This window comes from Blautia sp. MCC269 (genome assembly GCF_018785655.1).
Taxonomy (GTDB): domain Bacteria; phylum Bacillota; class Clostridia; order Lachnospirales; family Lachnospiraceae; genus Blautia_A.
Genome location: NZ_WQQE01000025.1, coordinates 18,218 through 32,612, shown reverse-complemented (window position 1 = coordinate 32,612; position 14,395 = coordinate 18,218). Strand labels below are relative to the sequence as shown.

Annotated in this window: 15 protein-coding genes and 1 riboswitch; of the genes, 1 reads left to right on the top strand and 14 read right to left on the bottom strand. The window is 46.6% G+C overall.

What is annotated here, in order from left to right:
* Positions 1 to 178 precede the first annotated feature (178 nt).
* From thiE to arfA, 5 genes are all read right to left on the bottom strand, one after another.
* Positions 179 to 820: a thiamine phosphate synthase gene (gene thiE, locus GPK88_RS08890; RefSeq protein WP_015526321.1), complete on the bottom strand. Its 642-nt coding sequence runs from the start codon at positions 818 to 820 to the stop codon at positions 179 to 181.
* A gap of 16 nt (positions 821 to 836) precedes the next feature.
* Complete coding sequence (thiM, locus tag GPK88_RS08885; RefSeq protein ID WP_118609114.1) at positions 837 to 1,739, bottom strand: hydroxyethylthiazole kinase; 903 nt, start codon at positions 1,737 to 1,739, stop codon at positions 837 to 839.
* Complete coding sequence (gene thiW, locus GPK88_RS08880; RefSeq protein ID WP_015526323.1) at positions 1,702 to 2,256, bottom strand: energy coupling factor transporter S component ThiW; 555 nt, start codon at positions 2,254 to 2,256, stop codon at positions 1,702 to 1,704. The genes thiM and thiW overlap by 38 nt, the downstream gene beginning before the upstream one ends.
* A gap of 337 nt (positions 2,257 to 2,593) precedes the next feature.
* A riboswitch (TPP riboswitch) is annotated at positions 2,594 to 2,696 on the bottom strand.
* Between the two features lie 322 nt (positions 2,697 to 3,018).
* Positions 3,019 to 4,008: an aldo/keto reductase gene (locus GPK88_RS08875; protein WP_215707710.1), complete on the bottom strand. Its 990-nt coding sequence runs from the start codon at positions 4,006 to 4,008 to the stop codon at positions 3,019 to 3,021.
* Between the two features lie 70 nt (positions 4,009 to 4,078).
* Complete coding sequence (gene arfA, locus GPK88_RS08870; RefSeq protein WP_215707709.1) at positions 4,079 to 5,584, bottom strand: arabinosylfuranosidase ArfA; 1,506 nt, start codon at positions 5,582 to 5,584, stop codon at positions 4,079 to 4,081.
* Between the two features lie 335 nt (positions 5,585 to 5,919).
* On the opposite strand from arfA, the gene GPK88_RS08865 reads away from it, so the two are divergent.
* The gene (locus tag GPK88_RS08865) at positions 5,920 to 6,696 is read left to right on the top strand and encodes a helix-turn-helix domain-containing protein (protein WP_173722209.1); all 777 of its coding nucleotides are present in this window, start codon (positions 5,920 to 5,922) and stop codon (positions 6,694 to 6,696) included.
* 54 nt (positions 6,697 to 6,750) lie between these two features.
* Here GPK88_RS08865 and GPK88_RS08860 read toward each other — a convergent pair whose 3' ends face one another.
* The 9 genes from GPK88_RS08860 to GPK88_RS08815 form a co-directional block, all read right to left on the bottom strand.
* Positions 6,751 to 8,448, bottom strand: a complete 1,698-nt coding sequence (locus GPK88_RS08860) for an acyl-CoA dehydratase activase (protein ID WP_021652226.1) — start codon at positions 8,446 to 8,448, stop codon at positions 6,751 to 6,753.
* Positions 8,445 to 9,725: a 2-hydroxyacyl-CoA dehydratase subunit D gene (locus GPK88_RS08855; protein ID WP_110103610.1), complete on the bottom strand. Its 1,281-nt coding sequence runs from the start codon at positions 9,723 to 9,725 to the stop codon at positions 8,445 to 8,447. Before GPK88_RS08855 ends, GPK88_RS08860 begins: the two co-directional genes overlap by 4 nt.
* A 316-nt stretch (positions 9,726 to 10,041) precedes the next feature.
* Positions 10,042 to 10,221, bottom strand: a complete 180-nt coding sequence (locus tag GPK88_RS08850; protein ID WP_015526328.1) for a DUF6472 family protein — start codon at positions 10,219 to 10,221, stop codon at positions 10,042 to 10,044.
* A gap of 108 nt (positions 10,222 to 10,329) precedes the next feature.
* Positions 10,330 to 10,788 (bottom strand): ferritin-like domain-containing protein, encoded by a 459-nt coding sequence (locus GPK88_RS08845; RefSeq protein ID WP_044961927.1) that lies wholly within the window; start codon positions 10,786 to 10,788, stop codon positions 10,330 to 10,332.
* A gap of 64 nt (positions 10,789 to 10,852) precedes the next feature.
* Positions 10,853 to 11,515, bottom strand: a complete 663-nt coding sequence (locus tag GPK88_RS08840) for a DUF5110 domain-containing protein (protein WP_118368595.1) — start codon at positions 11,513 to 11,515, stop codon at positions 10,853 to 10,855.
* A 114-nt stretch (positions 11,516 to 11,629) separates the two neighbouring features.
* Positions 11,630 to 12,727, bottom strand: a complete 1,098-nt coding sequence (gene tnpB, locus GPK88_RS08835; protein WP_215707708.1) for an IS200/IS605 family element RNA-guided endonuclease TnpB — start codon at positions 12,725 to 12,727, stop codon at positions 11,630 to 11,632.
* The gene (gene tnpA / locus GPK88_RS08830) at positions 12,727 to 13,152 is read right to left on the bottom strand and encodes an IS200/IS605 family transposase (protein WP_215707707.1); all 426 of its coding nucleotides are present in this window, start codon (positions 13,150 to 13,152) and stop codon (positions 12,727 to 12,729) included. The genes tnpB and tnpA overlap by 1 nt, the downstream gene beginning before the upstream one ends.
* A 271-nt stretch (positions 13,153 to 13,423) precedes the next feature.
* A complete protein-coding gene (locus tag GPK88_RS08820) occupies positions 13,424 to 13,696 on the bottom strand; it encodes a hypothetical protein (RefSeq protein WP_215707706.1) in 273 nt (90 codons plus the stop codon).
* A 145-nt stretch (positions 13,697 to 13,841) separates the two neighbouring features.
* Positions 13,842 to 14,330, bottom strand: a complete 489-nt coding sequence (locus GPK88_RS08815; RefSeq protein WP_059086644.1) for a DUF1648 domain-containing protein — start codon at positions 14,328 to 14,330, stop codon at positions 13,842 to 13,844.
* Between the last annotated feature and the right edge of the window lie 65 nt (positions 14,331 to 14,395).

The window sequence follows — 14,395 nt, the reverse complement described above, 5'->3', positions numbered from 1 at the left end:
CAAGACGCGAGTTCGGACTTTTGGAAAACGATTTTAGCAGAATTCCGGCAGCCTAGAAGCCAGCCCCCGACGAAGCCCCGGCGACAGGCAGCACACGCCTCACGGGCGTCCGTATTTCAACAAAAAAAGAACAGCAATGAACCTCAAATCCACCACTGCTCTCCATTCATTTCCTAAATCACTTTCCCATCAAAGCAACAATCTTCTCCTTCAGCTCCCGCGCATTCTTCTTCGGATCCTCCGCCTTCATGATCGCAGAAACAACCGCCATACCACTCATACCGGCGCCCTCAAGCACATCCATATTCCCGGCATTCAATCCCCCGATCGCAACCGCCGGAATCGGAACCGCCTCACAAATATCCTTCAACGTAGAAACCTTGGTAAGGATCGTCACAACCTTAGTAGTGGTAGGATAAATCGCCCCCACACCAAGATAATCCGCACCATCCTCATAAGCCTTCACAGCAGCCTCCACCGTCTTGGCAGTAGCCCCCACGATCTTATCCGGTCCCATCAGCTTCCTTGCCACAGCAACCGGAATATCAGAAGCTCCAACATGCACACCAGCCGCATCACAGGCCAGCGCCACATCCACACGATCATCAATGATCAGCGGCACATTGTAACGATCTGTGATCTCCTTCACCTTAAAAGCCTTATCCAGATACTCCCGTCCACCCTTATTCTTCTCGCGAAGCTGGACCAGAGTCACACCACCCTTACAAGCCTCCTCAACCGTACGGAGCAAAGACTCCTCCGTATGATAAGAACTATCCGTCACCAGATACAACGTTACATCCAAATCTTTTCTATCCATCCTAATCCCCTCTTTTTCAGTACATTTCAATCTTCAACAGATCCAGCAGCTGTCGATCCGAAAGCCCATAGATCTCATCCAGCAGATTTACCTGAAAGCTTCCCGGACCGCGGGAAATCTTCTCCGCTTCCTCGCCGGCGATACCCATAAGTGCAGTACCAAGCACTGCCGCAGCCAGATAATTCCCGGATCTCCCATTTAATTCCATCTCAACGCCAGACCAGACACCTGCCTCTATACTATCCGTCATCTCTTTCGCAATATTATCTTCGCACCCCGGCAAAAACGCCGCAGTCAGTGCACCGACCATACAGCCGGTTCCTGTGATCCCGGACAGCGCCGCACTGCCATTTTGTACCAGAACAACCCGTTCACCATCCGTAACAAAATCCTGTTTCCCGGTAGCCAGCACGATTGCCTGATTATTTCTGGAAAAAGCCTTAAGCACTTCACTGACTCCATCGATATTTTCCTCAGTCAGAGCATCCTCGACACCCGCATCGATTCCGATCGCATGAGACGGCAGCCCGGAAACAGCCAGAAGCTCTGACATATTTCCCTTCAGCACTGCCGGATGACCGATCCTTAAAAGCTCCCGTGCCAGATCCAGCCTGAGATCACTGCAGGCAACCCCTACCAGGTCCAGAAGAACCGGAATCTTATTTTCCATCGCTGTTCTCATAGAACGCTTCATTGACTCGATCCTGGCATCGGTAATATTCCCGAGATTCAGCATCAACGCACCAGCCGATGCCGTAATACCTGTCACCTCTGCCGGATGCTCCGCCATGATCGGCCTTGCACCTACTGCAAGGACCACGTTGGCACAGTCATGGATCGAGATCGGATTGGTGATGCAATGGATCAGCGGCTTTTCTTCTTTAATTCGCTTTCGCAGTTGTAAAATTCTTTGTCTCATATGTTTTTGAACCCAAAGCTGCCTGGAATTTCACCAGAAGACCTGCTTTACTCAGAGCCTTCAGGAAAATATAGGCAACACATCCTCCCATTGTGGTTGCTGCAAGGAACATCGGCGTATAATAAAATGCTGTCAGTCCGCCTCTTCCCATCAGGAATGCCATCACCGGATAAGAAACCATGGATCCGATGATACCCGTTCCAAAGATCTCACCGATCACCGCGCAGATGATCTTGCCTTTGGAAAGTCTGTAGAACACACCTGAAAGGAATGCGCCAAATACTGCACCGGTCAGTGCAAGTGGCGGGATTCCCATGAACATCATACGGATCACGCCGATCATGGTCGCACAGAGAAGGGAATACCACGGTCCCATCAGAACCGAGCATACGATATTGACAAGATGCGCCGTGGGGCACATTCCCTCAATCCTCAGGATCGGTGAAATAACGACACCGATCGCAACCATCATTGCCAGCATTACCATACGAAGCGTGTGCATCCTTTGTTTTTCCATAGTGTTTTTCCTCCCTGAAATATCAGGCAGAACCCTGTCAGATCCGGGCAAAAGCTTCCCGTCTGCTGCAGTCTGCCCTTAGATTTTGGCGGTCGAAGTTCCCTTACTTCCTCTCACTCCGAAAACACGGATTCCCATCGCTTACATGATCCTTCCGGAAAAATCCTCCGGAATATCACTCTCCTGCCAGACATTAAGGCGCTCCCCTTCCTGCCCGCTCTTTCGCAGAAGCTCCACATGCAGTCTCTGTCACTTTCACATCCCCCCATTGTCAGACCATTCCAGTTCCATTCCTGCATCCGAAAAGAGCGCATCCCATGGCAAACTCCACGGAGACACGCTCTCAGATCACAATCCCTCCGTTGGCATTACCCAAATCAGGTACGGTCGAAGATCTATCTTCCTCTCAGCCTGTCACACAAGCTCCCGCTGGCTCTTTTCTTTTCTGTTTTTCAATATAGCACACACCTATCCCGTTGTCAAACCTCCACTGCTTATTGCTCTTTGCACTCCCGCCGGAGACGTTACTGTTCACTCCGTTCTCAGCAACACGCTTCGCGATGCACAGAATTTATGCTAATCGCATAAATTCGCGCGGTATGTCTCGGGTTTTCTGTGACCTTCGCTCACAAAAAACACCTCGCGGAATATTACCAGTAAACAGTAACCCGGAAACTTTCCTAATTCAGTTAAACAATTATTTCGACATAAAAAACTCCCTGCTTCACTACTTTTCATAGTAAAACAGGAAGTATATAAATCTTATTTTGAGATCTCGTCGATCAGACGTAGCTCCTCAGCTGTAAACGGTGCACAGTGGATCGCTTTCACATTATCAAGGATCTGCTGCGGCTTGGAAGCTCCGATCAGAACACTGGTAACTTCCTTATGCTGAAGCAGCCAGCCAAGTGCCATATCAGCCAGCTTCTCTCCACGCTGGACTGCCAGATCGTTCAGTCTCCGGACCTGATCCAGACGCTCCGGCGTCAGCACACTTTCCTTAAGGAATCTTCCATCTTTGCGGATACGGCTGTCCTCCGGGATCCCGTTCAGGTAACGGTCTGTCAGCTGTCCCTGAGCAAGAGGGCTGAAGGTGATCAGACCTTTTTTCAAAATGCCGGTGGTTCTCTTGAGACCGTTTTCTTCCACAGTTCTGTCAAAAATGGAATACCGGTTCTGGTTGATCACAAAGGGACATTTCAGATCCTTCAGGATCGCTGCCGCCTGACTTAAGGTTTTTCCATCATAATTGGAAAGTCCCACATAAAGGGCCTTGCCCTGCTGAACCGCTGTTGCCAGCGCCCCCATAGTCTCCTCAAGCGGAGTCTCCGGGTCCATTCTGTGATGGTAAAAAATATCCACATATTCCAGACCCATGCGCTTCAGGCTCTGGTCAAGGCTTGCCAGAAGATACTTGCGGCTGCCCCAGTTTCCATAAGGGCCCTCCCACATATCATAGCCTGCCTTTGTTGTGATGATCAGCTCATCACGGTATGGCATCAGTTCTTCTTTCAGGATCTTGCCGAAATTCCGTTCCGCACTTCCATAGGCAGGTCCGTAATTATTGGCAAGGTCAAACTGTGTGATACCATTGTCAAAAGCTGTAAAGCACAGCTGCTTCATGTTTTCATAATCAGAAGTATCTCCGAAATTATGCCATAATCCAAGAGACATTTTCGGAAGCATCAGACCGCTTTCACCGCAGCGGTTGTACTCCATAGTTTCGTAGCGTTCCTTTGCAGGTGTGTACATAAAAAAGACCTCCCATAATGTAGCATGATTTACATTTTCTGTTACTGCTTTTACTATACTTCACCCACGTTTATCTTGCAAGACGGATCATATTCCAGCTGTGTTTTGCAAAAACTGCTTCCAGTTTTCCGCCGTCCAGCTTTGAGCATTCTGCACTGGCTTTTACAGGAACTACATTCTCGGGCTGCGTCTCTGTATTGACTGCCTGAAGATCATCATTGTTCAGCACGATATGCTCTACGATCTTATATCCCTCAAACTGTCTCAAGTCACAGGAAACTTCCATATCCTCATCCAGACTCTTATTCACTGCAAAGATCGTCAGCGTATCCTTTTCCTCATCCCAGACGCACACAGAATCCAGATATGGAGCTTCTCCATAAGTCTTGCTTTCATATATAGGTGTGAGAACCTGTGTATTAAGGACGGTTCCTCTTCCAAACACACTTGTCAGCATATACGGATAAAAGATCGTCTGACGCCATGCGCCTGTATCAGATGTCATGATCGGCGCAATAACATTTACCAGCTGTGCCATGCAGGCGATCTTTACACGATCTGCATGACGGAGAAGTGTGATCAACATGCTTCCCACAAGAAGTGCATCCTCAAAGTTATAAACATCCTCCAGCTGATGGGGCGCCTGTACCCATTTTTCCAGCTTTTTATCCTGTTCATTGCTGTGGTACCATACGTTCCATTCGTCGAAGGAAAGATTGATCTGTTTTTTTCCATGCTTCTTTGCTTTTACAGCATCGCAGATGGAAACCACTCCTGAGATAAAATCATCCATACCCTTGGAGCTTGCCAGAAAATCGGCAGTGTCTCCCGATGCATTTCCATAGTACTGATGCAGGGAAAGATAATCCACCTGATCGTAAGCCTCGTCAAGAACCGTATACTCCCAGGAGCCAAAGGTAGGCATTTCCAGACTGGAGCTTCCGCATGCAACAGTCTCAACCTCCGGATCCATAAATTTCATCAGGCGGGCAGTCTCTGCTGCAACTCTTCCGTACTCTGCCGCAGTTTTATGTCCCATCTGCCACGGACCATCCATCTCGTTTCCGAGACACCATAATTTGATATCATGCGGCTGTTCATAGCCGTGAGCCTTACGGAGATCACTGTAATAGGTACCTCCCTTAAAGTTACAGTATTCCAGAAGATTTTTCGCATCCTCCGGTCCTCTTGTTCCCAGGTTTACTGCCATCATCACATCGCTGCCGGCTTTTCTGGACCAGTCCACAAACTCATTGAGTCCAAACTGGTTTGTCTCGATGACACCCCAGGCCAGCTCCGGTCTGGACGGACGCTGAGTTTTCGGCCCGACACTATCCTCCCAACGGAATCCGGATACAAAATTTCCGCCCGGATAACGAACGATCGGTACCTGAAGCTCCCTTACCAGCTCCAGAGTATCCTTCCGAAATCCCTGCTCATCAGAAAGAGGGCTGCCTTCCTGATAAATCCCCTCATAAACCGCACGTCCGAGATGTTCTATAAAGGAACCATAGATCCTTTTGTCTGTTTTTCCGGTGAGGAAATATTTGTCCACGATGATCTGCGCTTTTTTCATTGTAAAAATCCTCCTGTAAATTATTATTTTCTGCTGCTACCGCATTTAGCTCTGTTTCCGATTCCGCCGTATACCGGCTCTTACGCCTCTGTTCGCTCATACACTCTCAGCGGAAATCAACCGTTTCTATGTTTCATTTTACCATCCTGTTCTATCCATACCAGTGATTATCTTCCGAAACAGTTGACTTTTTTTCCGGTAAGATTTATCGTAAAGACAATCTTACCAGACGGACGTCCCTCTGTCACTTTACTTTATACTTCCAGACAGAAAGTTCTTTATAATGCCACAGTCGGATTGTCTGATCTACGTAATGAAAGGAGCGCAGCATTTTCATGGATTTCACCTTAAATTTCTGCGAATACAACCGTTCCAACTCCGATTACGACAGGATTTTCCGGCCGGAGGGAAGCGGAGATTTTCTTTTTCTTTTATTTAAAACACCAATGAAGGTTTATCTGGGCGGTCAGCTTACTGTCACCCGGGATAATGCCTGCATCTTTTATATTCCGGGAAATCCCCAGCATTATCAGGCTGTGCGAAAATTCCGGAACAGTTATGTCCATTTTTCCTGCGGAGAAAACCTGGCAAAACGGTTCGGACTTCCCTGCAACGAAATTTTTTACCCCAGTGACTGCCAGGAGATCGATCACTGTATCCAGAAGCTGCAGCATGAATATCTGAACAGAGAAGTTTTTTCCCGGGACTACGAGTATGCCCTGCTCTGCCAACTGATGATCACAGCCTCGCGGGAACTCCGCAGTACAGATACAAGCAAGTCTTCAGACTCGGAGCTCTGCAGCCTGTTCCAAAAAATCCGTCTGGAAATGCTTACAAATTACGAAAAGCCATGGACAACAGAAAAGCTCTGCGCCATGGCTAATCTCGAAAAAAGTCAGTTTTATTCCTGTTACCGGAATTTTTTTGACAGCACCCCTCATGCTGACCTGAATCTGCTCCGTCTGGAAAAAGCCAAAAATCTGCTCACCAACGAAGCTCTGCCTGTTCAACAGGTTGCTCTGCTGTGCGGATTTTCAAATCTCTCACACTTCAGCCGGTACTTCCGAAAGAACTGTGGCTGTTCGCCTAGTGAGTGGGCACGCCGCCCCTGACCAAAAGGATATTCACACTCTGCATTTACTGCGCAGGCAACTTGTCTGATCTGATCACCGTGCCGCATTACACTTCTCATAAGCAAACAGTGCCGCACCAAGCGCACCACAAAGCTGTGCCTCATCACAGATATAAAGCTTCGCACCCAGCTTCTCCTCCAGTGCCTGGATGATACCTTTATTTCTGGCAACACCACCGGTCATCATGTATTCCCCCGGATTCTTTTTGCCAAGGCGGGCTGCAAGAGCTCCTACCTTGGAAGCAACAGATACATTCAGACCATGGATGATATCTGCCACGTCCTTATTCTGGGCAACCAGGGAAACTACCTCGGACTCTGCAAATACAGTACACATGCTTGAGATCACTACGTTCTCTTTCCACTCCAGGCCACGGGTACTCATCTCCTCCAGGGAAAGTCCAAGAGTACGGGCCATCATTTCCAGGAATCGTCCGGTTCCTGCTGCACATTTATCGTTCATCAGGAAATTTTTTACCGCACCGTTCTCGTCAATGCTGATCGCCTTGATATCCTGACCGCCGATGTCGATAACTGTACGCACATTCGGATTCAGATAATGGGCGCCCTTTGCGTGACAGGTAATCTCTGTGATACTGTCATCACCACTGTCAATATAGGCACGTCCATATCCGGTAGTAACGATACGCACGATATCTTCTTTCCTGATCCCTGCTTTTTCCACGGCCATCTCCAGGCTCTTCTCTGCACTCATCATAGCGCCGCCGCCTGTGGGAATGATCATGGTCGATTTAATTTTTCCGTCTTTATCCAGGATCACAACATCCGTACTTGTGGAACCGCTGTCGATCCCTGCCACATAATAAACTCCTGATTCCATTTTTTTCCTTATCTCCTCGCTGATTCCTTTTGATGGGTCCATATCCTCAGAGCCTTCCAGGGTCTCCGCAAAAGCCTGCACTCTGGTAAGGAGCTGTCCTGCACTCTGGCTTGTAAAATCTGTCTCGATCTTCAGAAGCGGAACCTTGATATCACGCTTGATGCTTGCATACTCAAATCCGTAATAGTCGCAGAATTTAATAGTATGATAAATGATTCCCTTCAGGTTCGGATCCAAATACAGCCGGTTTCTTCGGGTGCTGTTGTTCATACGAAAGCAGGGCATCTGGGAAAGAAGTGCATCCGCATAAGCCAGGAACATGGCATCGTCTTCCATTTTTTCCAGCTCCTCACGGATCACTGCAAGACGTCTTCCACCTGTACAGGTCAGGTTTTCCACATCCATGCGGATATTATCCCGGATCATTTTTTCCAGGATGCCGCTGACACGGACACCCAGAACACCGATATACGGCTGGTTATCCACAGGCTCATGGGAAAAAGCATTCAGAAATCCACTTCTGTCGAAGGTTTTCCCCGAAAATTTCTCATAAGCTTTCTTCAGACGGTGGATGCCCTGGGCAAGCTTCACCTTTTCACAGTCGTTATCCTCATGAGGCATGTCCAGCATGTACAGAAATTTACATTTACCGGTACTTTCCACAATGTCGTACACACGGCGCATGGAATCACAGCAGTTAACAAGAACAAGCTGCTCTACCTTTCCCTCCAGCACTGCCTGGATCACAGATTTTCCGAAGCCGCAGAGATTAGCATGGGCGATCTGGTCCGAAAGCTCAAAATTCTCCGGCATTTCCTCAAGAACCGCACATTCCTCGCCAAAGCCCTTAAACAGCTCCAGCGGTGTATATTTACAGACGTAATGTATCATGACCGTTTTTCCTCCTTACCTTCTGACAGCATTTCCAGATATGCCTGAAGTCGTGTGGATACCTGGCCGTCACTGGAATTGGCCGGATTACAGCCGTCACCGTCCAGGACCATGGTTGGAAGTCCTGCATTTTCCAGAGAATTTTTGATCAGGCTGGAAGCTCCGATGGTTCCCTTGCAGCCCCAATGCGCAAAAAGGATCCCGCCGTCTGCCTCTGTAAGGTTCGCCAGCTCCTGGGCACGCCGGATCCTCTGCTTCACACTTCCGTTGTAAATGCAGTTGACCATTTTTTCCGCAAGGGCCTCATAAGGATCCGAGGCCTGCATCCGCTGAAAACCGTCTGCAACAAAATCACAGGCACGGATATGCACGTTCTGGCTGTAATTAAATACATCCTTTACCGGCTCCTGCAAAAACGGCATCATATGCATCCACAAAATATGAAGACCTTCCCCCTTTGGTGCCTTCTTCACATCCTCAAGAAGCATTTTTGTGTATTTCAGGGATTCCTCTGAGCCCGCCAGAAGATGGCACATAAAGATCGCATACAGCTCATTTGTCAGGGAAGTCACCGGATCGTGATCCTTTCTGAGGGCAAGCTGGCTACTGTAATAGGAGGCCGCTTCATTGCTGTTGGCAACTGCACGCTGTACCGACTGCTCGGAGATTTTTTTCCCGCCTACATCCTCCAGGAATTTCTTCAGCTCACGGAGCTGATCTGCAACATAGCTGATGGAATCCTGATTTTTTTCATAGGGTACGTCAATATAAAAGCCCGGGATCTGATATTTCTGTTTCAGATAAGGAAACGTCATCATGTTTCCATCGCAGGCAAGGTTTGTGTAGATGGTACATTTGGGCTTCGGTACCAATCCTGTCATGGACGCTCCCAGAAAAACTCTGTGATAGGAGCACATGGTTTCCGGAAAGCCCTCTGATTCCGTCTGTGCCAGAAATGCCTGCTCACATCTGGTTCCGGCGATGAAGCAGGACATTGCCTCCACGGAATACGGAGTGATCCCTGCTGCTGTCAGAAGCTCTCCTGGTACAAAAATGCTCACCAGAGCGGTATCGTCCGGTTTTGCAAGGGCTTTGATAATATTCTGCATGACTACACGGGCTACATACTGTCCCGAAGCCGGAAGCTTCCTGTCAGGAAAAAGCTGCAGACGTTTTTCCTGAAGCCGGTATCCAGTGAGAAGAAGTTTTCGTGCTTTTTCCGGATCCCTGATGGATCTCTCTCCCACCATATCCCCGAATTTCTTTATAATATCCAATCTGTCACATCCTCCGTCAAATCAAAAAATCTATTATAAGTCTGTCAGACGCTTACCCGAAATTTTGTCTCAGACAAAATCCTGTAGCATTATCATCGTCTGGATGATATAAAGGTTCCACCTGTCAGACCAATATTTTTATTATAAAGATATTTTTTTCAAATGTAAACACGCCAATTTTTACAAATTTGAATCCTTTTACACATATCAAAACATCAAAATGCAGATTTTCCACAAAACTCGCATTCCTTTTCGTGGAAAACCTGCATTTGTCTTATCACATTATCTTCTGCTCTATTTTTTCCGTTACTCTGTATCACATCTGATGACGTACCACCTTATATTCATCTCCGGAACGATAATACGGACATTCCTTGTAATCACTGCTCACAAAACGATAATATTCATCCTCATCCAGATTGACATCACAGTAATATTCGTCGCACTCTTCATCATATGTATAGTTTGCACAGTATTCGCAGCTGGTTCCCTTCATATTTATTCTCCTCTCTTTGCAGGAAAGTATTTCTCCCTGCTGTTCTCCTGATTATATAACAAAAAAAGGAAGAATTCCATTACTGAAATCCTCCCTCTTTTTTATATATCAGAACATTCCGTTCACAGTCTTATATTTGTAAAGCATCTCCGCATGGTTCTGCTCTTCCACCTGGATATCTGCCAGAAGCTTCCGCACACCACTGTCTTCAAAAGCAAAAACATCCGAGTTGTATTCTCCGGAAATCAGCTTTTCTGTTCCGATACAGTCTGTTGCAAGAAAAGCATCGTGTTCCTTATCCTCTGAGGACATCACCGATGTGTAAGCAGCCTTGGGCTGGTAATCACGGCCGTCACTGTCATTACAGTTTACCTGTGGAACTGTACCGGAAAGCACCTGGCTCAGGGAATCGTAATGCTCCTGCTCTTTTTTCTGAAGAGTCTGAAATAAGCTTTTAAGCTCCGGATCCCTGGCCTGCTGTGCATATTTTCCATATTTTTCAATGCAGCTTTTTTCCTGTGTCTGAAGATCCTGGATCACTGTGCGCTCTTTTTCCTTTAATATCATTATGATCATCCTTTCTTTTGATAATAATGATAGTATGGTTTGGAAACGCGATTTTATTCATATTTTACGCAGTCAGTATCTCCATCAGTGCTCCATAAAGATCCTTGTCCAGCTCCATGGACTGAAGCTCAGATAAAAGAACCGGCAGCTTCTTTCCTGCTGTGATCAGCTGATATAATCTGTCCTTCAGTACAAAACCGATCTCTGCCTGGTTCAGGAAATCAAAGACACGCTCTTTTGTCTGATTATCTGCCACTTCGCCAGCGAGAATGATCTGCACCTCTGCCGCTGTGTCTGCTTCCACTTCCACACAGATCTTCTGAAGCTTCTCTTCATATTTTACAGCAGCCTCAGTCTCTGCTCCGTTAACCAGAACCTTCACAGTATCTGTTCCTGTTTTTGCAAAATTACAGAACTCCACGGTATAAGCTCTCTTTGCCGGGATCAGCTCTGTTTTTCCCTGTGCGGGATGAATGGTAAACACTCCCTGATCCTTTTCCTTATAATCCATTTCCGTAAATACACAGGCACCATTTTCGTAAGCACAGGTTTCGTTGTCATCCTCATACAATCTGAAGCTTCCGTCAGCACCCGGGAATACCCGGATATTCAGGCTTTCCGGATTCTTTTCCGCCTCTGTTCCACGGATCTCATCGGTCATCACCAGAATACCGCCTGCTTTTGCAAGAACCGGGATACTGTCCAGAGTACGGTACATATCCACCATTCTTCCGCCCTCATAGCGCAGACCTGTTTGACACTCCGTACTGCAATGTCTTACACAGTGTCCACAAGCTATATTTATACTGTTCCCGTATGCCCTACGGTACAGTTTTTATCTTTATGCAGACTGCATCTGCAGTCCTTTTTTCAGAATATTGATACTTGCATTCGTATCCCGGTCATGAACCGCATGGCATTTGGGACACTCCCAGATACGAATGCCCAGATTTTTTATCCGTGGATTTCTGTAGCCACAACAGCTGCAGGTCTGACTGCTCGGATACATCGTTGGTACTCTGTGAATTTCATTTCCATACCAGCCAGCTTTATATTCCAGCATTTCAAAAAATTTTGCCCAGGAAACACTCGCTATCGATTTTGACAGTTTATGATTCCGGATCATCCCCTTAACATTCAGATCTTCAATACAGATGGTTTGGTTTTCACGCACCAGCATCGTTGACTGTTTCTGCAGGAAATCATTCCGCTGATTGGTTACTTTCTCATACACTCTTGGCACCCTGATCCGCTGCTTCTCGCGGTTATGGGAATCTTTTTGTTTTCGGGAAAGCCTGCGCTGTTCTCTTATGAGTTTTCGCATTGAGCGTTCCAGATATCTGGGATTTGATACCGTATTTCCATTACTGTCGGAGTAGAACGCTTTGATCCCGACATCAATCCCTATCGTTCCGCCAGCATTTGAGCGTGGTTCCGGTTCAAAATCAACATTTAAAACCGCAAAATATTTTCCAGCCGGTGTGTGCTCAATGATCACGTGATTAATCTTTTCCACTTCCATCGACTGCCGTATTTTAACAAATCCAAGTTTCGGAAGTTTGATATATCTTCCCACAATACGAATATTATCTTTTTGATTTACCGTTCTGTATGACTGGAACCGGTTATGTTTGCTTTTGAAGGTTGGATAGGAAGCCCGTTTCTCAAAGAAATTCACAAATCCCCGGTCGAGATCCCGCAAAGACTGCTGTAATGCAATGGAATCTGCTGCTTTCAGAAAGGCAAACTCCTCTTGCTTTTTCAGTTCAGTCAGCATGGCGGAAGTCTGGGAATAGCCGATCTTTTCCCCATTTTCATAGCCTTCCTTACGCATGGCAAGTCCCCGGTTGTAGATGAACCGGCAACATCCCAGGGTCTGATGGATGAAGTTTTTCTGTTCTCTGTTCGGGTAGATCCTAAATTTAATTCCTTTTTGCATTATCCCATCTTATCCTTTTGTCTCTGCGATGTTTTCTGGTTTTCAATATACTGTTTTACTGTTTCCTGCGGAGCACCGCCTACCGTCGATACAAAATAGCTGTTTGTCCAGAGAGTCGGCATTTTCGTTTTAAGATAGGGAAATTCCTGTCTTAAAATTCTGGACGTATAGCCTTTAAATGACTTTACAGCTTTGTGGATGCCAAACTGAGGATCTACTTCCAAAAGCATATGAACATGGTCTGGCATGATCTCCATCTCCAGAATGTCTACAGAAAGATTTGCAGCATACTCTGTGAGCAGCTCCTTCAGCCGGACGTCCACACCGTTAATTAATACTTTTCGTCTATACTTTGGACACCATACTACATGGTGGTATTTACAGGAATAGACGACATTGTTGTTTGATTTATATGTTGTGTTCATATTTGTATTATACTATGGTTTATCAGTTAATACAATTACTATTTTGTCCATCTTCAATTACTTGCATAAATTACGATCAGAGTAATCACTACCGTAATAACAATACTGTTTAAAAGAAACGGATAAAATTAAAGTGTGCGTTCATATTGATGTAGTTATCAATGATGAATTTCTGCGGAAGGAGATGATGCTCCAGAGCCATGATCTCCTGATTTTCCTTAAAGGATGAAGCTTCTGATCCGCCAGCACTGGCACAGCTCCGGGATTTCCGTTACAAACCCTCCCGATACACGCTGTTGATCGTAGCCTGGGCGTGCTCCAGCTCTTTCTTCCGGACGATGGCTTCCCTGTCACTTAAGATCGCCAGCATCTCATCGATCACATCCTCCACTCTGGGACTTGTCACCCTGTATAAATACCCCAGCATCCGTGTAGCTGTGTAATCGGTATTCATATGTTTATAGGCGATTTCCCGGCACAGCTCATCGGGATAGCCCTTATACTGAAGCGCTCTGTAAAGCTCATCTGTTCTTGTATCTGCCATATGCTCCTGAGATTCCTTTCCTGTTTTTATTATAATTTCGCCAAGCGGATATTCGCGATCCGCTTTCGCTGGTTCCATCCATATTCAGTACAATAAATCGAACATTTCCCTTCCACTCTTCTGCATGATCACAAACGTAACCGCTTCACGATTTATCATCCTCATCCATGCCAGTTTCTTTACCAGCCTTATATATCCCCCGGATCCCCAGGATCAATGTCACGAAAATCCCTGTGATCAGTATCCACACCGGCCACATAGGTGCCGTTCCCAGATTCCCGCTGATCCCGGCATCAAGACATACTCCAATGGATAACAGCTTGATCACAGACATCATTTTTGACGCGATTTCAAAGATATGCTCTCTGTTTTCCTCTGTCACCTCAACCGGATAATTCCACCACTGTGGAAATCTCTGACAGAACATCAGAAGTGCCAGGATCAGCAGCCCCAAAATCGGCTCCAGAAGAAGGCTGCCCTTCTTCCCATACCGGTCCGGGATCCCATGCGCATTAAAATGGATCGGCACCCTCTCCGGCAGATTTCCCCAGGTAGCTACAAGGTACATCACGTACCCAAGGATCATCAGAAAACAGAGCACATCTGTAATATTCCGCAGTTTTTTCTCAGACATTATCCACTCTCCCTTCATCACAAAATAAACCTGTCTGCAGATCGAATACTCTCTTTCCTGTATTT

Excerpts from the sequence above, each read along its gene's own strand:
- thiE (WP_015526321.1), bottom strand. The coding sequence starts at position 820 with ATGGATAGAAAAGATTTGGATGTAACGTTGTATCTGGTGACGGATAGT.
- thiM (WP_118609114.1), bottom strand. The coding sequence starts at position 1,739 with ATGAGACAAAGAATTTTACAACTGCGAAAGCGAATTAAAGAAGAAAAG.
- thiW (WP_015526323.1), bottom strand. The coding sequence starts at position 2,256 with ATGGAAAAACAAAGGATGCACACGCTTCGTATGGTAATGCTGGCAATG.
- GPK88_RS08875 (WP_215707710.1), bottom strand. The coding sequence starts at position 4,008 with ATGTACACACCTGCAAAGGAACGCTACGAAACTATGGAGTACAACCGC.
- arfA (WP_215707709.1), bottom strand. The coding sequence starts at position 5,584 with ATGAAAAAAGCGCAGATCATCGTGGACAAATATTTCCTCACCGGAAAA.
- GPK88_RS08865 (WP_173722209.1), top strand. The coding sequence starts at position 5,920 with ATGGATTTCACCTTAAATTTCTGCGAATACAACCGTTCCAACTCCGAT.
- GPK88_RS08860 (WP_021652226.1), bottom strand. The coding sequence starts at position 8,448 with ATGATACATTACGTCTGTAAATATACACCGCTGGAGCTGTTTAAGGGC.
- GPK88_RS08850 (WP_015526328.1), bottom strand. The coding sequence starts at position 10,221 with ATGAAGGGAACCAGCTGCGAATACTGTGCAAACTATACATATGATGAA.
- GPK88_RS08845 (WP_044961927.1), bottom strand. The coding sequence starts at position 10,788 with ATGATATTAAAGGAAAAAGAGCGCACAGTGATCCAGGATCTTCAGACA.
- GPK88_RS08840 (WP_118368595.1), bottom strand. The coding sequence starts at position 11,515 with ATGGTGGATATGTACCGTACTCTGGACAGTATCCCGGTTCTTGCAAAA.
- tnpB (WP_215707708.1), bottom strand. The coding sequence starts at position 12,727 with ATGCAAAAAGGAATTAAATTTAGGATCTACCCGAACAGAGAACAGAAA.
- tnpA (WP_215707707.1), bottom strand. The coding sequence starts at position 13,152 with ATGAACACAACATATAAATCAAACAACAATGTCGTCTATTCCTGTAAA.
- GPK88_RS08820 (WP_215707706.1), bottom strand. The coding sequence starts at position 13,696 with ATGGCAGATACAAGAACAGATGAGCTTTACAGAGCGCTTCAGTATAAG.
- GPK88_RS08815 (WP_059086644.1), bottom strand. The coding sequence starts at position 14,330 with ATGTCTGAGAAAAAACTGCGGAATATTACAGATGTGCTCTGTTTTCTG.